The organism is Deinococcus aquaedulcis (genome assembly GCF_019693445.1).
GTDB lineage: Bacteria > Deinococcota > Deinococci > Deinococcales > Deinococcaceae > Deinococcus > Deinococcus aquaedulcis.
Genome location: NZ_JAHRBL010000008.1, coordinates 105,036 through 124,362 on the forward strand (window position 1 = coordinate 105,036; position 19,327 = coordinate 124,362).

A 19,327-nucleotide genomic window follows, 5' to 3' on the forward strand; every position below is an offset into this window, starting at 1 on the left:
TAAGCGATCAATTCAGGGCGTACAGCGGCCGGTGTGGTGGCTGGGTTAGCACGGTCGTGGCCTGAAGCAGGGTGCGCAGGGCCTGCCAGTCATCGGGCCGCAGGGTGGTGCCCATGGGGCCGTACCACAGCCCCACGCCCTGCGCGGTGTGGTGGGTCTGCCAGTGGCCCAGCAGGCGGTCATGCGGGTCTGCCGTGAGCGCTTGCAGGTCCAGAAACTCCTCGTCGTGCAGGGACAGATTTAGGCTCTCCCAGACCACATGCAGCGCCCCGCACGAGCAGCGCAGCACCTTGCGGCGTGGAGCGTGGATCACCAGGGGCGTCAGGCTCTGGCACATGGCGCGCTCTCCAGGGGGTTGGGCAGGGCCAGCAGGGAAACAATGGGCTGCAGGAGCTTCATGGGAACACCTCAGGGAAAAGGAGCAGGGAGGGAGGGGCGGATACCCTGGCCAGGGGCGAGGGCGCCCGGATCAGCCGGCGCTGACGATCAGGGGACAGTCCAGGCAGGGGTGGCGGGTCACCAGCACCTCGTGGCCGTAGGCAGCCTGAATGTGGGCGGGGGTCAGGGCGGCGGCGGGCGGGCCCCAGGCCAGCACCTCGCCCCCGGCCAGCAGCAGCACCCGGTCGGCGTACTGGGCGGCCAGATTCAGGTCGTGCAGCACCGCCAGCACGCCCACGCCCTCGGCGCACAGGTCGCGGGCCAGCCGCAGGGTCGCGTGCTGGTGGGCCAGGTCCAGGCTGGCGGTGGGTTCGTCCAGCAGCAGCACCCGGTCGCCCGCCGTGCCGCTTAATTGCGCCAGGGTGCGCGCCAGATGCACCCGCTGCTGCTCCCCGCCCGAGAGCGTCTGAATAGAGCGCGCACCGAACCCCGCCAGCCCCACGCGGGCCAGACAGTCGGCGGCCATGGCGCGGTCGGCCGGGGTTTCGCGCCGCCCGTGCGGAATGCGGCCCAGCAGCACTATGTCCAGCACCTCGGCGGCAAAGGGCACGGCGGTGTGCTGCGGCAACACCGCGCGGCGCCGTGCCAGTTCGCGGGGGCGGCGCGGGGGCAGCGGCTGGCCGAACAGCTGTACCCCCCGGGCGCGCAGATCGCCGCTGAGGTGAGCCAGCAGGGTGCTTTTGCCGGCCCCGTTGCGCCCCAGCACAGCCAGCAGTTCGCCCGCCTGCAGCGACAGCGACACCCCGCGCAGTACCTCGCGCCCGGCCACCGTGTAGTCCAGCGCTGCCACCTGGGCCACCGGGGCGCGCGGGGTGGCCGGCGGCGCGTCATGGGTCGGCAGTGCATCGGCCCGGGGGTGGTCCAGCAGCGCGCCTTTCACAGCCCTGCGCCCTGGCGGCCCGGCCGCAGCAGAAAGAGAAAGAAGGGCGCCCCCAGCAGGGCCGTCACAATACCCAGGGGCAACTCGGCTGGCACGACCACGGTGCGCGACAGCAGGTCGGCCAGGACCAGCAGCGTGGCCCCCAGCAGCGCCGAGGCCGGCAGCAGCGTGCGGTGGTTGGGCCCGGTCAGCAGCCGCAGCAGGTGCGGCACCACCAGCCCCACAAAGCCAATGGTGCCTGCCACCGCTACCCCGGCGCCCACGCCCAGGGCCACCAGCGAAACGATCAGCCACTTCACGCCCTGCACCGGCAGGCCCAGGTGCGCCGCGCCGGTCTCGCCCAGCATGAAGGCGTTCAGGGCGCGCGCGGCCAGGGGCAGGCCCAGCACCCCCACCGCCAGGGGCGGCAGCGCGCTGAGCACCGTGGGCCAGGTGGCGCCGCCCAGCGAGCCCAGGTTCCAGAAGGTCAGGGACCGCAGCTGGTCATCGGTGGCCAGAAAGGTCATCAGGCCGGTGCCGGCCCCACAGAGCGCGTTGACCGCAATGCCGGCCAGCAGCATGGTGGCCACCTGCACCCGCCCGCGTTCCTGCGCCAGCAAAGAAATGAGCGCGGTCGCCAGCAGTGCACCGGTAAAGGCAGCCAGGGGCAGTGAGTACGGGCCAAAGGCCTGAAACCCCAGCACCACGCTGGCGGCAGCGGCCAGACTGGCGCCGCTGGAAATCCCCAGCAGGCCAGGGTCGGCCAGGGGATTGCGAAACAGGCCCTGCATGGCGGCGCCTGCGGCGCCCAGCCCCGCGCCCACCAGCAGCCCCAGCACCACGCGCGGCAGACGAATGGCCCACAGCACCGCCGCCTGCTGCGGCTCGTAGGTCTGCAGCGGCGGCACCCCCAGTGGCGCCAGCAGAATGCTGAGCACCTGCCCCGGCGCGATGCCCACGGCGCCCGTGCCCACCGCCAGCACCGCCGCGCCCACCAGCAGCGGCGGCAGTGCCAGCAGCGTGAGGGTGCGGGCGCGCCAGGGCCAGGGCGCGGGGGCGGCCGTGACGGTCACCGGAAGTCGGCCTTCCACTGCCGGGCCAGCTTCAGGGCAAATTCGGGCAGGCGCGGCCCGATCCAGCGCACCGAGTTGTCCACCGCATAGATGCGCCGGGCCCGGCCCGCGTTCGTCTGGGCCACGCCGGGCAGCTTTAGGGCACCGTCCACGCCACCCACGGCCTCCAGGCCGCGCTCCAGCAGAATGATCGCGTCGGGGTTCAGGGCCACCAGGGCCTCGGCCGTCAGGGTCTTGGTGTCCTTGAACGGCGCAATGTTGCGCCCTCCCGCCAGGGTGATCAGATCGTTGGCGCCGCCCTCGGTGCCGTAGATGCTGGCGTCGTTGGGGCCGTGGGCGTACAGGAAGATGACCCTGGGGGCCACCTTTGGCCGGTTGGCTTTGACCGCCTGCACCGTGGTGTCGAAGCTGCGGGTCAGGCTGGCGGCGGCGCCGGGCACGCCGTACACCTGGGCCAGCAGGTTCAGCCGCGCCTTCACGCCGTCCAGGCCCCCGGTGTCGCTGGCGGGCAGCACCAGCACCTTCACGCCCGCCGCGCGCAGCTGCTGCACGGTCTTGACGTTGCTGGGCATGGCGAAGTTGTCGGCGGTACCAATCACGAGGTCAGGCTGCAGCGCCAGGATGCCCTCGGCGGGCAACTGGGCCCAGTGCCCCACGCTGGGCAGCTTGTTGGGCGGGTAAGTGCCGGTGACATCGGTGCCCACGAGGCTGCCCTGCTGGCCCAGGCGGTAGATCAGTTCGACAGTCGTGGCATTTAGCGCCACCACACGCCGGGGTGTGCCCAACTCGACGGTCACGCCGTCGGCCCCCTTGACGGTGACGGCCAGAGCAGACGAAAGCAGGGAGAGGGCAGACAGCGCCAGAAGGGTTCGTTTCATCCTCCAAAACCTAAGTAATCCGAGTTAATTAGTCAAGAATATGTGTATGGTGGTTGGAGGGTGGATTCTGGATTGAGCAAAAAAGCTGAGTAGGAGCCTTGTTGAGCTCGTCGGAAAAGCCTCAAAATGTTTGCTCGAAAAAACCCGTCTGGAGCAGTCTAAATTGGCGTCCAAAAGTCCCCAAATCCTCATCGAGTCATTATGTTTTTGGCAGAAAATATGCTAAACTCTTGAGTATGAAGAACGCTCCGCTGACCCTTGACTTTGGCACCGTCCGGCTGCCCATCAGCGCGGACGGACTGCTGCACGCCCCCACGGCCCTGAAGCACCTGGGCCTGTCCGATGACCGCTTCCAGGCCACCCTGGACGCCCTGAAGGTAGAGACCGACACCCGCGACTACGGCGCTGGCCCCGAACTGGCCCTGTCTATTCCCGACTTCACCCGTCTGGCCTTTACGCTGGACACCCCGCAGGCCCGGCGCTGGCGCAAGCGGGCCCAGGACCTGCTGACCCGCGCCCTGCAGGGCGACGTGCGCCTGTCGGCCCAGATTGCCGAGCGCAACCCCGACCCTGAAGCCCGGCGCTGGCTGGCCGCCCGCCTGGAAAGCACCCAGGCCCGGCGCGAACTGATGAGCACAGTCGCCCGCCACGGTGGCGAGGGCCCGGTGTTCGGGCAACTGGGGAGCATCAGCAACCGCAGCGTGCTGGGCACCAACAGCGCGGCCATCCGCCGCGAGCGCGGGGTCAAGCAGACCCGCGACGGCCTGAGCGCCACCGAGCTGCTGCGCCTCGCCTACCTGGACACCGCCACCACCCGCGCCATTCAGGAGCGCGGCGCCCACGGCAACGATGCGATCCTGAAGCTCCACGAGCATGTCGCCCGCCGCGAGCGCGCCGGCTGGGAAACGCCAATTCCGACCCAGGCGAGCTAAGCAGGGGCCGATGGCGGAAAGCAGATGGCAGATGGCTGAACACAGGCCGTCTGCCTTCTCTTTTGTCCAGTGGTCGGGCCAGTGGTCAAGTGAGGCAAGCGGGGTATGGGTGGAATGTCGTCTGGGACGCAGGGCACGCTCCACCCTCTGCAGGCCCCGGCAAGGAGGGCAAAGCAGCGTCCTAGTCGTCCCGGGTCTGCGTGGTGTTCGCTTTTGCCCTCTGCCATAGACCCTCTGACACCCGCCATCTGCCGCCCTATCCCTCATCCAGCCCCGCTAGAATCCGGCACGTGCCGCTCCTCCTGATTCGCCTCGTCCTGGCCGAGGTCACCCGCTGGTATGTGGCGGGCGTGGCGCTGTTCATGTCGCTGCAGATGGTGGACGCCCTGAGCAGCACCGTGGCCAAGCTGATCCAGTACCGCCCACCCCTGGATAAAGCTGCCCTGGCCTTTTTCAGCATCGGCCCGGGGATTCTGAACAAGAGTCTGGTGCTGGCGGTGCCGTTTGCCATTCTGCTGGCCTTTTCGCGGATGCAGCGCGACAGCGAACTCAAGGCGATCAGCGCCGGGGGGGTGGCGCCGCTGCGGCTGGTGTGGCCGCTGGCCCTGCCCTTTGTCCTGGTGGCGGCGCTGGCGTACGTGAACGGCGACCGCATCGTGCCGTCCAATCTGGCCCGCTGGGACGCCACCTGGTTCAACATCTACAACATGCCGCTGCCCCCGCAGACGCAGAAAAAGTACACCTATGCCCCCCCCGGCGCCCTGTACTACGCGGGCAGCGTGATCAGCACGGGCGACGGCACCACCGCGCAGCTGCAGGGCGTGATGGTGCAGCGGGACGGCGCGGTGCTGACGGCCAGCAGCGGCACCTGGGACAGCAAGGCCCAGACCTGGACCCTGCTGAACCCCTGGCGCGCTGTCCCCGGCCAGAACCCCCAACCGCTGAACAAACCCGTCACCGTGCCCCAGACCGACGCCCTGCGCCCCCCACCCGCCAAGGCCGAGCAGACCACCACCCCCGAACTGCGCGCGCGCGCCGCCGATCCCCAGATGCTGCCCGCTGATCAGCGCGAGGCGGCCTTCCAGATTGTCCGCCGCATGGCCGACCCGCTGACGGCTGTGGTGTTCGCCTTGGCAGCCGGGGCCCTGGGGCTGCTGCTGCGCAACCGCGCGGCGGCCTTTGCGGCGGTGCTGGTGTTTCTGGTGAGCTTCTACGTGCTGTGGACTACCGTGCCGGGGCTGGCGCGGGCCGGGGCGCTGTCGCCTGCCCTGGCGGCGTGGCTGCCCAATGTGGTCTTTGTGCTGCTGGCCGCCGCCCTGGCCTGGAGGCTGCGGTGAAGACCTTTGAACGGTACGTGCTCTCGGAAATTCTGCCGTTCCTGGCCGGGGGGGTAGCGGCTGTGATCACGCTGCTGCTGCTGGCCGGCCTGGAAGGGGTGATTGCCCCGCTGCTGGCCAAGGGCGCCGATCCGCTGCTGGTGGCCCGCCTGCTGGCCCTGAATGTCCCCGAGGCCACCGCCACCGCCCTGCCCATCGCCCTGATGTTCGCCGTGCTGCTGGGCCTGTCGCGGCTGGCGGCCGACAGCGAGATCAAGAGCGCGGTGGCCTCGGGCATTCCGGCGTCGCGGCTGTTCCGGCCCGTGCTGGGCCTGGGGGCCGCCGTGGCGCTGCTGGCCTTTGCGCTGGGCGAGGGCCTGGTGCCGCGCGCCCAGGTGGAAGCGCGCGCCGTGCAGCGCCAGATCGTGCTGGATAACCCCCGGGTGCTGGGCCTGGGCCAGAACGTGGTGCTGCGCGACACCCTGAACCGCGCGATCAGCGTGGGCCAGGTGCGCCCGGGCGGCGAACTGCGCGACCTGCGGATCGTGACCATGGTGGAAAACACCCTGCCCAGTGAGGTGATCACAGCCGAGGCAGGGCGGCTGCGCCCAGGCACCAACGTGCTGGAGCTGCGTCAGGGCCAGCGCATGACCTACCAGAACGGCGACCCCCGGCCCTCCACCATCCTGAGTTTCGAGCGCGGCGAACTGCCCCTGCAGGACACTGGCACCGACCTGGGCGGCCAGGGCCAGGGATCGCTGGCCCGTTACGACACCCTGCCGGTGCTGTGGGCCCGGGTGCAGACCTACCGCCAGCAGAACATCAGCGCGCCGGCCGATTTCACCGCCCTGCACCAGAAGTTTGCCGGGCCACTGGCGGCGCTGGCCCTGGCCTTTTTTGCTGTGACCCTGGCGGTGTACTCCTTCCGCAGCGGGCGTGACCTGGGGCTGGTGTGGGCGCTGCTGCTCACCTTTGCCTACTACGCCACCTTCAGCGTGTTCCGCGTGATGGGCGAGAACGGCGCGGTGCCCGGTGCCGTGGCCGCCTACGCACCGGACCTGATCGCGGTGCTGGCGGGGCTGGGCCTGCTGTGGTTCATGGCGCGGCGCTGACCGGCTGGTGCTCTGCCGCTTCCCCGGGGCCGCCGGGCGGGGTCCAGCGGCTGCCCCAGCGGGCCATCGCCGCAATGATCTCGCCCAGGCTCTGGCCCTGCTCGGTCAGGGCGTATTCCACCCGGGGGGGCACCTCGGCGTAAACGGTGCGGGTCACGAGGCCCTGGGCTTCGAGCTGCCGCAGCCGCTCGGTGAGGGTCTTGGGCGACACGCGCCCCAGGGTGCGTTTCAGGTCGCTGAAGCGCCGCCGGCCGCCCAGCAGGTCGCGCAGAATCAGGGTGGTCCACTTGCCGCCGATCACCTGCATGGTGCGCTCCACGCCGCATTCCGGGCGGCTGACCACCGCATGGCCGTATTTCATGGGCCCAGACTAGACCGCTTCCGTAACGGAAGTCATGACAGTTTCCAAAACCATACTGGCTTTTGCCTTTCCCCCTGCTTCCGCTGGCGGGGGGATGTTCTTTAGCGTGGGGCCATGAGCCTTTTTCCTGTCCGAGGTTTCCTATGAAGCTGGCCCTGCTGGGTGCCACTGGCCGCACCGGGCGCTTGGTGCTGGATCAGGCGCTGGCCCGGGGCCACGAGGTGCAGGCGCTGGCACGCCGCCCCGAAGTGCTGAGCACTCGCCCGGGGCTGACGGTGGTGGCGGGTCACCTGAAGGACGAGGCCGCCCTTCAGGCCGTGCTGCGCGGGGCCGACGCGGTGCTCAGCGCGCTGGGCCCGGTCAAGGGCGATGCGGGCGGCGTGATGACCCAGGCCGCCCAGGTGCTGGTGCGCCGTATGCCCGAAGCGGGGGTGCGCCGGGTGGTCAGCCTGACCGGGGCTGGCGTGCCCTTCGCCGGGGACGTGCCGGGCCCGGTGGACCACATCTTCCGCACGCTGCTGAGGGTCCTGCAGGGCGACGTGCTGCGTGACGCCACGGAACACGTGCGTCTGCTGAGGACCTCGGACCTGGACTGGACCGTGGTGCGCGCGCCGATGCTCACCGATGGGCCGGCCGGACCCGTGCGCTCCGGGCCGGTGGGGCGCACGGGCCCGCGTGTGCCGCGCGCCAGTGTGGCCGCCTTCATGCTGGACGCCGCCGAGCAGGGCACCTTCTCGCGCCAGGCGCCGGCCGTCAGTGCGTAGCCCGGTGTGCCTGGGCCCGGGGGGCCGGTGAGGGCCGCCCGGGTGCACCACTTCGGGGGCCCCGAGGTGCTGCGCGTGGAGGAGGTGCCCTGGCCCGCCCCCCAGGGCGACGAACTGCTGGTGCGTGTGGCGGCCAGCAGCATCAACGCAACTGATCTGGCACTTCGCTCAGGCAGCCTGGGTCCACTGGCCGCGCGGCAACTGCCCCTGACCGTGGGCTTTGACGTGTGCGGCGAGGTGGTGGCCTGCGGGCCGCGTGTGACGGCCTTCCGGCCCGGCGAGCGGGTGTACGCCCTGCTGGGCCTGCGCGCTGGCGGCAGCGCTGAGTATGTCACCGTGCGGCAGGGCCGGGCCGCGCGGGCGCCTGCCACGGTGTCGGCGGTGCAGGCGGCGGCCGTGCCCCTGGCCGGTCTGACGGCCCTGCAGGCCCTGCGTGCCCAGGGTGGCTTGCAGCCCCACAGCACGGGTCCCCGCCCCCGGGTGCTGGTGTACGGCGCGGCGGGCGGCATTGGTTCCTTCGCCGTGGGGCTGGCCCGCGTGCTGGGCGCCCAGGTGACTGGCGTGGCCCGCCCTGAAAAGCACACCTTCGTGCAGGCCCTGGGTGCCGACGAGGTGCTGGCGCCGGCTGACCTGGACTGGACCCAGGCTGGCCCCTGGGACGTGGTGCTGGACACGCCACCCGCCCTGGGCTTTGCGGCGGTGCGCCCGGCACTGGGCCCGCGCGGCGTTCTGGTCAGCACCCGCCCGCTGCCCACCCGCCTGGGCGACGCAGCCGCCATGCTGCCCTGGCGCGGCCCCCACCCCCGCTTGGCGACCATCCACACCGCCGAACGCGGCCTGGACCTCGCTTTTCTGGCCCGCCTGATTGACGGCGGCGAATTGTCCGTGCCGGTAGACCGGGTGTTTCCACTGCAGGATATTGCTGCAGCCCACCGCTACGCCGAGGGCGACGAAGTACGCGGCAAGGTGGTGGTGGGGGTGGCTGAGAACTGAGAGGCCTTCCGATACATGCCGCAATGCGTGACGGCAGCGTTCTGACTGAAAGGACTTGCAGCGTGACGCAGCAGGAAGGCAAAACGACGGCTTTCCGGGAGTGGAGTTGGAAGAGCGCCAAAGATGGGAACTATCCAGTTCTCCTCTGGAGGTGCCTGAGATGAACCGCAGTTCGTGTAACCTGCTGTTCACGGCAGTGGACCCTTCTGCCTGCGGGCCAAACGAGAGCCCTTCGCTGTCGCTCACGTGGCCCCAGGGCGGCCGGCATTCCCCTCTTCAGTACAGCCCCTTTCCTCCAGCTTTCAGTGCGTAGTGCACCCGGCGCAGCGCCACTGCCTGTGCCCGCGAGAGCGGCAGCCCGCGCGAAAGCCGCTCCAGGGCGCGGGCGTGCAGGGCCAGTCGGTGTGGGGCGTCGGTGTCCAGGGTGGGGGTGTAGGTGAAGGTCACGGCTGAGCCCAGTTCGTCCACCAGGGCGTACAGCCGCTCCAGCGACGGCGACTTGCGGCGGCCCCGGTGAATCAGGGCCTCGTCGTAGCGGCGCACATGAAACTTGTGGTCGCTCTGCACCTGAAAGGCTGTGTGGCCCAGCGCGCGGGCGTGGGTCAGGGCCACGCGGATGGCCTCGCGCTCGGCCAGCCCTTCGTGGCCCAGGGCCCCGCGCAGCACGGCCCCGTAGGGGCGGTCCCCCAGCAGATAGCCCAGGCTCAGCGAGCCGCTCTGCTTGTCGGCGCTGCCATCGGTGCGAATCAGGACAGGGCCAGTGGCGTGGGGGTGGTCGGCCTGCAGCGCCGCCTGCGCCGCCGTGTCCAGGGGCTGTCCAGCCGCCAGTCGTGCCAGGGCCCCGGCCAGTGCGGCGGCCTGCTGGGCGCGGTCCTCTTCCCCTGCTCCTGGGATCAGCGCCCGGAAATCCAGCGCCGCCGCGTGCCGGGCCGCCAGTTCGGCGGCGCTCAGGGGCAGGGGAGAAGGCAGGCCGTAAGGCACGCCGTCCAACACGTAGCCCGCGCCATCCGGGGTCTCGGCCACGCTGAGGGTGGCGCGCTGGTGGCGGGGAACGGTCACCAGGGCTGCACCCGGTAGTCTTTCAGGAACACGCCGGCCAGGGGCCGCCCAGGCTCATTCAGACCGCTGAACATGGGATCGCACAGCCGGGCCGCCGCGTCGTCCAGGTCCAGGGGTAGCCGGAAGCCCTGAGCCGCCATGCGCTCTTGCTGGGGATGCGGCTCCTGGTGCGACACCCAGCCGGGGTCCACGCTGGTCATGTAAATGCCCTCGCGTGCCAGCCGTGGCCCGCTGGTGCGGGTCAACATGTTCAGCGCCGCCTTGGCCATGTTGGTGTGGGGGTGGCGGTCACTCTTGTCGGCCCGTGAAAACTGGCCCTCCACAGCGCTCACGTTCACAACAAACCGCCGCTCGAATGGCGAGCGCCGCAGCAGGGGCAGTAGGCCGCTGCACAGCAGGTAGGGCGCCGTGGTGTTCACCAGCTGCACCTCCAGCAGCTCGCGGGCCTCGACCTCGTCCAGCCGGGCTGTCCAGCTATTGTGGGGGCGCAGGTCCAGGGCTTGACCGTGGCGGTCCAGGGGCTCGGGTGGGGTGAACAGTGAAGGGGCACCAGAGCTGTCCGGCAAGCTGGGCGCAGGCCACGCGATCTTCAGGGCCAGCCGGGAGCCGGGCAGGGCCTGCCGCTCCCCCTGCAGCAGCGCGGCATAGAAGCCGGGTGGCCGCGCAATGGTCTGCGCGGCGTTGTTGATCAGCAGGTCCAGATGGGGCTGGGTGCGGCTCAGTTCCTCTATAAACGCCTGTACAGCGCGCAGATCCCGCAGGTCCAGGCCGTACAGGGTCAGCCGGCCCTGCCACTCGGCGGCGTCTGGCTCCTGGGCAAATCGCCGCGCCGCGTCCTGTGGAAATCGGGTGGTCACGATCACCTGGGCCCCACTGCGCAGCAGCCGCAGGGCCGCCGCGTGCCCAATGTTCACCCGGCCACCGGTCAGCAGGGCCACACGGCCGCTCAGGTCGGCGCGCGCATGGCGCTTGCGGTGGTTCAGCTGACCGCATGGAGCGCACAGGGCCGGATTCCCCGCGTCGGCCAGCCCGAAGGGTTGCCGGCACATGTAGCAGCGCTGCCCCGCGTCTGGTTTTGGCGGTGGGCGCCGGGCGGCCTCTTCTGCCTGCCGGGCGTGCTTGCGCCCCAGGCGATTCACGCCGGCCACCAGCGTGCGGAAGGCGGGCTGATCATCGGCCAGGGCTGGGTTACGCAGCACCGCTTTCAACACGCGCTGCGCTGTTTGCCAGTCAAGGGGGGTCAGATCGGGGTCCATAGGTCAAAGAGAGGTGGAGGTGGGCACCGCTTTATGAAAACGGGCCACCTCCGCTGTCCGGGACGGACTCGAACCGCCGGCCACCCGATCTGCAGTCGGATGCTCTTCCCCTGAGTTACCGGACCTCTGCAGTGTAGCGGGCCCGGGTCGTCTGCGGCGCTCGTTTGCCCAAAAGGTGGGGGCCGCGTCACCTTGGCAAGGTGGGCGGCCCCCGGCGTTCAGAGCGGACTCGAACCGCTGACCCCTCGCTTGCAAAGCGAGTGCTCTTCCCCTGAGCTACCGAACAGCTTCATTTTACCCCTGCCCCGCCACCTGTGTCGCCTGAATAGCGGTCAGGGCGATGGTGTACACGATGTCATCCACCAGCGCGCCGCGCGAGAGGTCATTGACCGGCTTGCGCAGGCCCTGCAACATGGGGCCCACCGCCACCACCCCGGCGGCGCGCTGCACGGCCTTGTAGGTGGTGTTGCCGGTGTTCAGGTCCGGGAAGATAAAGACGGTGGCGCGCCCGGCCACCGGGCTGCCCGGCGCCTTCTGCTGGCCCACCGATAGCACGCTGGCGGCGTCGTACTGCATGGGGCCGTCCACCACGATGTCGGGGCGGCGCTCGCGCACCAGTGCGGTGGCGGCCTTGACCTTCTCCACGTCCTCGCCACTGCCCGATTCCCCGGTGGAATACGACAGCATCGCCACCCGGGGCGTAATCCCGAAGGCGCGCGCACTGTCGGCGCTCTGAATGGCGATATCGGCCAGTTCCTCGGCGCCCGGGTTGGGGTTGATGGCGGCGTCGCCGTACACCAGCACCTGTTCAGGCATCAGCATGAAAAACACCGAACTCACCAGCCCGGCGCCCGGCGCGGTCTTGATCAGCTGCAGGGCCGGGCGCACGGTGTTGGCGGTGGTGTGAATGGCGCCAGACACCAGCCCGTCCACCTCGCCCAGCGCCAGCATCATGGTGCCCAGCACCACGGTGTCTTCCAGCTGCGCTTCGGCCTGCGGGGCGGTCAGGCCCTTGTTCTTGCGCAACTCCACCATGGGGGCCACGTACTGGTGGCGCACGGTGTCCGGGTCCAGAATCTCCAGACCATCGGGCAGCACGAGGCCCTGCCCCTCGGCCACCTGCCGCACCCGGTCCGGCTTGGCCAGCAGCACGCAGCGGGCAATGCCCTTCTCGGTGCAGCGAATGGCGGCCTTGACCGTGCGCGGCTCGTCGCCCTCGGGCAGCACGATGCGTTTGCCGGCGGCGCGCGCCTTCTGAATCAGCTCGTAGCGAAAGGCGCTGGGGGGCAGGCGCCGCTCGCCGCTGCGGACAGGCGCGCGCAGGCGGGTGCCCAGCGGCACCGTGTCCAGGCGGTCAGCCATGAAGTCCAGAATGCGTTCCATGCGGCTCAGGTCGTCGTGCGGCACCCGGGCGTCCAGCCGCGAGAGCCGCGAGGCGGTCTGAAACGAGTTTGTCTCCACCCGCAGCACCGGCAGGGTGCTGCCCAGCGCCGCGCGGCACAGCCGGTCAATGGAGTCCTCGGGTGCGCTGCCCGAGGTGAACATCAGCCCCGCCAGCGGCACCCCGCTGAGGTGCGACAGGGCGGCGGCCATGATTACGTCCTCGCGGTCCCCAGGCGTGACCACCAGGGCGCCGGGCACGAACAGGTGCGCCATCTTGGGTACCGTGCGCGCCGTGACCACGGTGCTGGTTACGCGGCGCAGGGCGGCCTCGCCTTCGTTGACCACCTCGGCCTGCAGGTGCCGGGCCACGTCCAGGGTGCGCGGGGCCGTGAGGTCGGCCGAACTGGACACCACGCCCAGCAGCGGCAGTTCGCCGCTGGCCAGCACGCGGCTGCGGGAGCGCAACTCGGCCATCAGGGTGCCGTAGTCCAGCGCGGGCGGCGCAAAGTTCAGCACGTAGCCGCTCAGGCCGCTGCCGTCGCTGCGGCGGTAGCCCTGCGCGGTGATCTCCAGTTCGTCGGCCAGTTCGCCCGCGCCCACCCCGGCGAGGCTCGACACCAGCACGGTGTCGGCTTCCAGGTTGCGCGCGAGGCTGGCATTCAGGGCTGCGGCGTAGGTGTTGCGCTCGGTCAGCGCCAGCCCCTCGGCCACCAGCACGTCGGCGCTGCCCGCCGTCGCCTCGCGGGCGAGGGCCACCACGCTTTCCATCAGGTCTTCTTCGCCGCCGTGGCTCAGCTGTTCTTCGGCCTGCGCCAGGGCAATGGGGTCAGGCGTACTCAGATGCGCCAGGGTGCGGGCAAAATGTACGCTGTCATCGGTACGGGTCTCATGCGTCTGGGCAATGGGCTTCAGAAACGCCACCTTCAGGCCCTGGCGTTCCAGCGCGCGGGTGAGGCCCAGGGCGGTGCTGGTCAGGCCCACGCCGTTGCGGGTGGGCGCCACAAACAGGGTTTTCATGCCTTCACCTCGGCCAGCAGGGCGCGGGTCTGCTCGGCGATCATGCGTTCCTCGTTCGTGTTGATCACCAGCGCCGGCAGCGCCCCCGGCGCACTGATCAGGCCCGATTGCCCCCGGACCGCCGCCCGGTTGGCCGCCTCGTCGGCCGCTGCCCCCAGCACGCCCAGGCGCGCCAGCACCGCCGCGCGCACAGGTGCGCTGTTCTCCCCAATTCCGCCAGTGAACACCAGGGCGTCCACCCGGCCCAGGGCCACCGCCATGCCGGCCATCTGCTTGGCCAGCCGGTAGACGAACACATCCAGCGCCAGCCGCGCGCCCGCGTGTCCCCGCCCGGCGGCCTCTTCCAGTTCGCGCATGTCGTTGCTGAGGCCCGAGAGCCCCAGCAGGCCGCTCTCCTTGTTCAGGGCCGAGGTGACTTCCGAAAGGCTCAGGCCCGCCTGCCGCGCAATGTAATCGTGCAAGCCTGGGTCCACATCGCCGCTGCGGGTGCCCATGACCAGCCCTTCCAGGGGGGTCAGGCCCATGCTGGTGTCCACGCTGCGCCCGCCCGCCACGGCACACACGCTGCAGCCGTTGCCCAGATGCGCGGTGACGAGGTTCAGCTCGGCCAGCGGGCGACCGAGCACCTCGGCGGCGCGGGCGGCCACGTAGGCGTGGCTGGTGCCGTGAAAGCCGTAGCGGCGCACCCCATGCTGGCGGTACCAGTCCCCCGGCACCGGGTAGCGGTAGGCCACTTCCGGCATGGTCTGGTGAAAGGCCGTGTCGAAGACCGCCACATGGGCCGCGTCGGGAAAGGCCGCCTGCGCCGCCTCAATCCCAGCGATGTTGGCGGGGTTGTGCAGCGGCGCCAGCGGCACGCAGGCGCGGATCTCGCCCAGCACTTCGTCCGTCAGGCGCACCGGGGCGTGAAAGCGCTCGCCGCCGTGCACCACGCGGTGGCCGACCGCGCCCACCTGCGCCCGCACGCCCAGGTCGTCCAGCGCCCCGGCCAGCACCGCAAAGGCTTCGGCGTAGCTGCCGCCCCCCAGCTCGGCGGTCCGCCGCTCACCCCCCACGTCCAGCCGTGCCGAGGCTCCTGCCGACCCCAGCCGCTCGGCCAGCCCGGAGAGGCCCACGCGATCATCGTCCAGATTCAGCAGGGCAAACTTCACGCTGCTTGAGCCGCAGTTGAGCACCAGCGTCCACATGAGCTGCATTCTGACAGCGGGGGCCAGCAAGGCGGATTTCTCAAGGAATGGCGAAGGCGGGAGGATGGGGGTCCTCCCGCCGCCTGCCGGTGCGGTTATTCGGTGTCTTCGCCGCGCAGATGGGCCACGATGCCTTCCAGATCGCCTGGGGTCAGATGCTCCATCAGCCACGCCACGGTCACGGACTGGCCCTGGGCGCGGGTGTTCAACAGGTCGGCCAGTTTCTCCAGCAGGGCGTCCATCACGGCGTCATCGCTCTCGGCGTCCTGGCCAGCCGAGGCCAGGTCGCGTTCTTCTGCGAGCGACAGGGGCAAGGAGGCAAACGAGAGGCCATTGATCTCGAAGGGCGGGCGCTGGGTGGCCTGACGGCCAAATTTGATGGTCTGGGTCATGGGGTCTCCTGTGGGGGCTGGGTATCAGGCGTCGGAAAGAAATTCCACGCCGCCGGTCTTGTCGCCTTCGTACTTCCTGGCCTGCTGAATGGACTCTTCTTCCGAGTGCAGCTGTTGCTTGCCGGTCAGCAGGTCAGGGTTCATTTTGATGCGTTCGGTGCTGTCCAGAAGGACCTGATACAGGGCGCTGAGCGTGGCGGTGAAGATAGGCCGCGCCTCAGTGCCTGCAGTGAGGGTGCCGGAAATGGCGAGCTCCGAGACTCCATCGTCGAAGCAATAGGAAGCAGTGGGGAGGGGAGCTTTCCGGTACGCAGCGGCAAAGTAATGTGGCGTGAGACTGTGCTTCGATTTTTCAATTAGAGGCACAAAGTCAGAAAAACCATATCTGATACTAAACTCATGTGACAGGTGTTTCAGTCCAACTATCGCATAAGCTCCTGCGGTATCAAACGCAATGTATTCCGGCTGAACTTCCCTGACCCGGCAACGCCGAACATGCTTCATATAGTGAACAAGGGCTTCTGAAGCATTATCAAAGGAGCGGCCGTCGCAAACGAAACGAACCTCTTCCGGGGGATAGAGCCTGGAGTCATCTTTGTTGAGAAGATAGTCGAAGGTCGAGAGCATATTGAAAACGTGCATCTCTGGCTTGCCCTGATACCTCATCATTTGGTGATATCTGGCAGTCAGACCGCTGCCCTCATGGTCGAGAATGGCAGTTATATTTTCGAACTGAACCTTGGTTAGGTTCAGATACTTTTCCCTTTGGGCAACATCAAGATTATCGGGTGCCAGCTTCGCCTTGGCGTTCAGCCAGGAATGATCATGGCCTTTGTAAATGCAGATGATGTGTCTTCCAAGTTGCACATGAATCTCGGAAGCGTCTAAGTGCTTTACCACTTCATGTCTTTGGCAGTAGTCGACGGCCAAGTCGAAAGCCGAACCTAGGAAGGGTGGGGCAACTTCAAATTTCTTCTTCTTCCAAAACATAGTTACGGTGCCCCTACCTGTGGCCCGTCTTCAAGCTGCACCGGATCGTTCATACCGCCTGCACCAACACTGGTGTTCAGCCCTTTCCCGGCGTCAGTCAGCCCTGCACCAATCATCTTTTCATTCAGATAGTCAGGATTGAAACCCAGGGAGTTGAGGTAAGCCTCCCAGCCGATTTTGAGTGGTTTCAGCGGCTGCTGTTGGTCATCTGGCTTGACCATCTCGGTCTTAGCCGCCAGCACGGCGCCTTTCGTAGCCTCACTGGTGATTGAAGCAATCATGTGGCCCGTGCCTGCCCCCGACTGAATGGCTTTGCTCCATCCAGCATCTTTTTCCAGAATGGTGCGGTAGGTGGCGCGAGGTCCGATGGCCAAGAGGCTTCCTATCCCCCGCAGCACGCGACGGCCCGTCGTTTCTCCTCTCCGGCGAGGTGCCCCGACAGCGGCACGCTTCAAGTCGGCCCAGGATTGCTTGCGAGACGCTGCCAGAGCCTGCTGAGCAATGGGCCGCGCCACAACCCGGTGATTGGTCTGCACCAGTCGCTGCGCCAGCAACTTCCTCAATTTGTCCTGGCTGAAGTGGGTGGGAAGTTTGAGGGAGGCGGCCAACTGGGTGACCTGCCGGGGCAGCATGGCATCCACGGCTCTGTGGGCCGCATCGAACTGTTTGGCCTTTAGGGCCTTGCGGCCACCGAGGAGCTGCTTCGTTTCCTTCGTGGCACGTCCGGCGACGCCTGCGCTGCTATACAGACTTTGCTGCATATCTGCCCAGGTCTCCCGGGCCAGCTTGGCGTTGTACTGCTTCATGTCTTTCCAGACCAGACGAGCACGATCTGTCAGGGCCCTGTTGGTCAATCTGGCAGGGGCCCCAGCCGCACTCGCGGCACGGCCAGTGACGACTGTTGAACGTCCAGCAACCAGCCGCCGTGCCCCCTGAGCCAGCCCCTTGCCCATAGGACTCAGTGCGTAGCGGCCCAGGTTGCCGGCAGCGCCTTTGGCCAGGCCGCCAGCCAGTGCGGCGCCCGGGCCCATCACCACGCCCAGCGCAGCGTCAAACGCCATCGCCTTGGGATCCAGCACTCCCTGCATCAGGCTCATCTTGCCCTGGTACTTCTCGTCTCGCAGCAGGACTTTGTTCTGAGCAAGGCGGCCCAGGGCTCCCCCTGCCGCGCCGCCCGCTGCCATGATCAGCAGCGGTGCAGCCAGGCCCCCAGTGAGGCCCGTGAGGGCCGCTGCGCCTACAGTGACCCCCACGGTCACGGCCAGACGCGCCAGGGTGGCCTTGCCCTCGGTGGAGGTGGCCCATTTCCACGCTTCGGAGGCCTTGCCTTTGGCGGCATTCCAGAGGCCCTTCACGCCGCCCTTCTTAATGGCTTGAAAAGCGGTAAACGCAGCGCCCGTGCCCAGTAGCAATGCGGTGGCGGGGCGGTTTTTCAGGAACTTGCCCAGTCCACCCTTGGCCGTTCGTATCGCGCGGGTGGCTTTGGCACCAATCCGGCGTTTCAAGCTCTGGGCCTTGGTGGTGGCGGTCTTGGCCAGCGCAGCAATCCTGGTTTTCGCGCTTGCTGCCGCTGCGGTCAGACGCTGGCGGACCTGCTGCCCGGCCGCTTTGGCCTGCGTCCAGGCGTTCTGGGCACGGGTCTTGACGTTGTTCAGCAGCCTCGTGGCGGCCGTCTTGAGCTTGGTGCGGGCCGCTGTGGCCTTGTCTCGCAGGTTGAGCGCCGCCGTAGACGCCGCTTGCCGCAGCGTGCCCGAGATCGTCCTCGCTTTGTCTTTCAGCTTTGTCTGCACCTGCGCGACCGTGGAAGCGGCGCGGAAGGCCAGCTGGTGCGCCCGGACACGCAGTTGCGCGGCCTTAGCTCTGGCACTCTGTACCGCCTGTTGCGCTTTGCCTTTGACTGTTTGCAGCGTTTTGCGACCGTACTCGCGGGCGGTCTTGCCCGCCGCCTTGATCTGGGTGCGGACCCTGGCACGCAGCGTCTGGGCCTGCTTCAGTGTCTGACTGGCCGCCTCGCGCGCTGCTTTGATCGCTGGGGCCGCTGCCTTCTGCACGCGGGCCACCGTCTTCTGAATCCGCTGCTGGGCAGCTTTCTGCACGGTGCCGACCGCACTCTTCAGTTTGTCCCGGGCAGAGCCGGCCAGCTTTTTCAGGTCGCCCAGGCCCCAGCGTTGTACGGCGGCTGCGGGGGCCGGGGAGGCCACCTGACGCTGCACCGGGTGCGCCTTCTGAGGCATGGGGGCAGCGGCCAGCTTGGCGCCCATTGACCGAGCTTCGCTTTCCAGCCCAGCATCAGGGTCCACGCCCGGTCCGACGCGTCCTTGAGACTGCTGCACGGTATGGGTCACCTCGTGCGCCAGCAGTTCCAGCCCACTCTGGCTGTTCGGATTGAACTTGCCACTCTGGAAGAAAATGTCACTGCCCGTCGTAAAGGCCAGGGCATTGACCCCCTTGGCCAGCGTGTCCGCTTCCGCATCATCATGGATGCGCACCCGGGACAGGTCATGGTTCAAGCCTTGTTCGAGGTGCCGTTGAATCGCTTCGGGCAAGGGATTGCCTGCGCCTCGTCTCGCTTGAATCCGTTGCAAGACGGGTTGCGTCGCTTCGGCGTCCAGTTCCACCAACTGCCGCTGCAAGGTCTGTCGTTGGGCAGCGGTCGCTGCTACACCTGCCTCGGCTTCATAGCGTTGAACAGCGGTATCCACAGCTCGCTGAAGGGCCAGCCGTTCCCCAGCGGGCACCAGGCCCAGAACGACCCGGCTGACTGGCGCACTGATCTCGTGCCTCTGCAGCGTCGCTAAATGCTCGCCGTAGGTGTCGTATCTCGCTTGGGCGGGGCCTCGATCTGAACGGAAGCCTTGCACCAAGGTATTGGCCACCTGCCGTTGCAGGGCGGTGAACTGGGCGTATTGCCGCGTGTCCAGGGCTTGGCCTTCGACCTGCTCGGCCTGATGGCGCATCACCGTGACCCAGTCGGCTGGGCTTTGGGGCTTGGCCGGCACGGGCTGGGTCTGCCGCTGGACCGCCACACCCTCCATCTGGGGCAGGGCGGCCAATTGCTCGCTCACCGCTTGGCGCTGCAGCTGGACTCGTGCCACCTCCGCCTGTTCCAGCCCCGACGCCCGCAGCACCGGCCCCGCCGCTTGCCGCTGCAACACCTGGGGACGCCAGAGGTGGGCCTGGGTGCCGCTCACCGCCGGGTGGGGTGCAAGGTCTGGGGCCTGCACGGGGGCGGGGCCACGCCGCGCTGCTTTCTTGGTCAGGGACGCACCCTGGTGTTCAAACATGCCGTAACCTCCGGGACTTAAGCTTGACAATAA

At 68.4% G+C, this 19,327-nt stretch carries 17 protein-coding genes and 1 tRNA gene; 5 read left to right on the forward strand and 13 right to left on the reverse strand.

The window, feature by feature from the left end; translation table 11 throughout:
* Positions 1 to 7: 7 nt before the first annotated feature.
* The 4 genes from KMW22_RS11335 to KMW22_RS11350 form a co-directional block, all read right to left on the reverse strand.
* Positions 8 to 337, reverse strand: a complete 330-nt coding sequence (locus tag KMW22_RS11335; RefSeq protein WP_221090155.1) for a hypothetical protein — start codon at positions 335 to 337, stop codon at positions 8 to 10.
* Positions 338 to 469: 132 nt separating this feature from the next.
* On the reverse strand, positions 470 to 1,279 hold the full coding sequence (locus tag KMW22_RS11340; protein WP_407928443.1) for a heme ABC transporter ATP-binding protein: 810 nt from the start codon (positions 1,277 to 1,279) through the stop codon (positions 470 to 472).
* Between the two features lie 35 nt (positions 1,280 to 1,314).
* The gene (locus KMW22_RS11345) at positions 1,315 to 2,388 is read right to left on the reverse strand and encodes a FecCD family ABC transporter permease (protein ID WP_328774670.1); all 1,074 of its coding nucleotides are present in this window, start codon (positions 2,386 to 2,388) and stop codon (positions 1,315 to 1,317) included.
* A complete protein-coding gene (locus tag KMW22_RS11350) occupies positions 2,367 to 3,248 on the reverse strand; it encodes a heme/hemin ABC transporter substrate-binding protein (protein WP_221090156.1) in 882 nt (293 codons plus the stop codon). Before KMW22_RS11350 ends, KMW22_RS11345 begins: the two co-directional genes overlap by 22 nt.
* A 236-nt stretch (positions 3,249 to 3,484) precedes the next feature.
* Between KMW22_RS11350 and ddrC the strand changes: the two genes are divergently transcribed.
* From ddrC to KMW22_RS11365, 3 genes are all read left to right on the forward strand, one after another.
* The gene (ddrC, locus tag KMW22_RS11355; RefSeq protein WP_221090157.1) at positions 3,485 to 4,180 is read left to right on the forward strand and encodes a DNA damage response protein DdrC; all 696 of its coding nucleotides are present in this window, start codon (positions 3,485 to 3,487) and stop codon (positions 4,178 to 4,180) included.
* A 290-nt stretch (positions 4,181 to 4,470) separates the two neighbouring features.
* The gene (locus KMW22_RS11360; protein WP_328774671.1) at positions 4,471 to 5,517 is read left to right on the forward strand and encodes an LptF/LptG family permease; all 1,047 of its coding nucleotides are present in this window, start codon (positions 4,471 to 4,473) and stop codon (positions 5,515 to 5,517) included.
* On the forward strand, positions 5,514 to 6,608 hold the full coding sequence (locus KMW22_RS11365; RefSeq protein WP_221090158.1) for an LptF/LptG family permease: 1,095 nt from the start codon (positions 5,514 to 5,516) through the stop codon (positions 6,606 to 6,608). Before KMW22_RS11360 ends, KMW22_RS11365 begins: the two co-directional genes overlap by 4 nt.
* On the opposite strand, the gene KMW22_RS11370 is transcribed toward KMW22_RS11365, so the two are convergent.
* A complete protein-coding gene (locus tag KMW22_RS11370; protein ID WP_235692869.1) occupies positions 6,592 to 6,969 on the reverse strand; it encodes a winged helix-turn-helix transcriptional regulator in 378 nt (125 codons plus the stop codon). The two genes, KMW22_RS11365 and KMW22_RS11370, sit on opposite strands and share 17 nt — an antisense overlap.
* Positions 6,970 to 7,112: 143 nt before the next feature.
* On the opposite strand from KMW22_RS11370, the gene KMW22_RS11375 reads away from it, so the two are divergent.
* Together KMW22_RS11375 and KMW22_RS11380 are read left to right on the forward strand one after the other, a co-directional pair.
* A complete protein-coding gene (locus KMW22_RS11375) occupies positions 7,113 to 7,733 on the forward strand; it encodes an NAD(P)-dependent oxidoreductase (RefSeq protein ID WP_221090159.1) in 621 nt (206 codons plus the stop codon).
* Between the two features lie 27 nt (positions 7,734 to 7,760).
* Positions 7,761 to 8,726 carry an NADP-dependent oxidoreductase gene (locus KMW22_RS11380; protein ID WP_221090160.1) on the forward strand — a complete coding sequence of 322 codons (966 nt, stop codon included), beginning with the start codon at positions 7,761 to 7,763 and terminating at the stop codon, positions 8,724 to 8,726.
* A gap of 276 nt (positions 8,727 to 9,002) precedes the next feature.
* On the opposite strand, the gene KMW22_RS11385 is transcribed toward KMW22_RS11380, so the two are convergent.
* From KMW22_RS11385 to KMW22_RS11420, 8 genes are all read right to left on the reverse strand, one after another.
* Positions 9,003 to 9,785 carry a ribonuclease H family protein gene (locus KMW22_RS11385; RefSeq protein WP_221090161.1) on the reverse strand — a complete coding sequence of 261 codons (783 nt, stop codon included), beginning with the start codon at positions 9,783 to 9,785 and terminating at the stop codon, positions 9,003 to 9,005.
* Positions 9,782 to 11,041, reverse strand: coding sequence for an SDR family NAD(P)-dependent oxidoreductase (locus KMW22_RS11390; RefSeq protein ID WP_221090162.1), 1,260 nt, complete (start codon positions 11,039 to 11,041; stop codon positions 9,782 to 9,784). The genes KMW22_RS11385 and KMW22_RS11390 overlap by 4 nt, the downstream gene beginning before the upstream one ends.
* A gap of 214 nt (positions 11,042 to 11,255) precedes the next feature.
* A tRNA-Ala gene (locus KMW22_RS11395) sits at positions 11,256 to 11,327 on the reverse strand.
* An 8-nt stretch (positions 11,328 to 11,335) separates the two neighbouring features.
* Entirely contained in the window at positions 11,336 to 13,441 is a 2,106-nt protein-coding gene (gene pta / locus KMW22_RS11400) for a phosphate acetyltransferase (protein WP_221090163.1), read from the reverse strand.
* Positions 13,438 to 14,628, reverse strand: a complete 1,191-nt coding sequence (locus tag KMW22_RS11405) for an acetate kinase (protein ID WP_328774672.1) — start codon at positions 14,626 to 14,628, stop codon at positions 13,438 to 13,440. Before KMW22_RS11405 ends, pta begins: the two co-directional genes overlap by 4 nt.
* 95 nt (positions 14,629 to 14,723) lie before the next feature.
* The gene (locus KMW22_RS11410) at positions 14,724 to 15,020 is read right to left on the reverse strand and encodes a hypothetical protein (protein ID WP_221090165.1); all 297 of its coding nucleotides are present in this window, start codon (positions 15,018 to 15,020) and stop codon (positions 14,724 to 14,726) included.
* A 24-nt stretch (positions 15,021 to 15,044) separates the two neighbouring features.
* A complete protein-coding gene (locus tag KMW22_RS11415) occupies positions 15,045 to 16,010 on the reverse strand; it encodes a hypothetical protein (RefSeq protein WP_221090166.1) in 966 nt (321 codons plus the stop codon).
* A 2-nt stretch (positions 16,011 to 16,012) separates the two neighbouring features.
* Positions 16,013 to 19,201, reverse strand: coding sequence for an eCIS core domain-containing protein (locus KMW22_RS11420; protein WP_328774673.1), 3,189 nt, complete (start codon positions 19,199 to 19,201; stop codon positions 16,013 to 16,015).
* Between the last annotated feature and the right edge of the window lie 126 nt (positions 19,202 to 19,327).

Bases quoted from the DNA above. Each gene is read 5' to 3' on its own strand.
- KMW22_RS11335 (WP_221090155.1), bottom strand. From the start codon at position 337: ATGTGCCAGAGCCTGACGCCCCTGGTGATCCACGCTCCACGCCGCAAG.
- KMW22_RS11350 (WP_221090156.1), bottom strand. From the start codon at position 3,248: ATGAAACGAACCCTTCTGGCGCTGTCTGCCCTCTCCCTGCTTTCGTCT.
- ddrC (WP_221090157.1), top strand. From the start codon at position 3,485: ATGAAGAACGCTCCGCTGACCCTTGACTTTGGCACCGTCCGGCTGCCC.
- KMW22_RS11370 (WP_235692869.1), bottom strand. From the start codon at position 6,969: ATGAAATACGGCCATGCGGTGGTCAGCCGCCCGGAATGCGGCGTGGAG.
- KMW22_RS11375 (WP_221090159.1), top strand. From the start codon at position 7,113: ATGAAGCTGGCCCTGCTGGGTGCCACTGGCCGCACCGGGCGCTTGGTG.
- KMW22_RS11390 (WP_221090162.1), bottom strand. From the start codon at position 11,041: ATGGACCCCGATCTGACCCCCCTTGACTGGCAAACAGCGCAGCGCGTG.
- pta (WP_221090163.1), bottom strand. From the start codon at position 13,441: ATGAAAACCCTGTTTGTGGCGCCCACCCGCAACGGCGTGGGCCTGACC.
- KMW22_RS11405 (WP_328774672.1), bottom strand. From the start codon at position 14,628: ATGTGGACGCTGGTGCTCAACTGCGGCTCAAGCAGCGTGAAGTTTGCC.
- KMW22_RS11410 (WP_221090165.1), bottom strand. From the start codon at position 15,020: ATGACCCAGACCATCAAATTTGGCCGTCAGGCCACCCAGCGCCCGCCC.
- KMW22_RS11415 (WP_221090166.1), bottom strand. From the start codon at position 16,010: ATGTTTTGGAAGAAGAAGAAATTTGAAGTTGCCCCACCCTTCCTAGGT.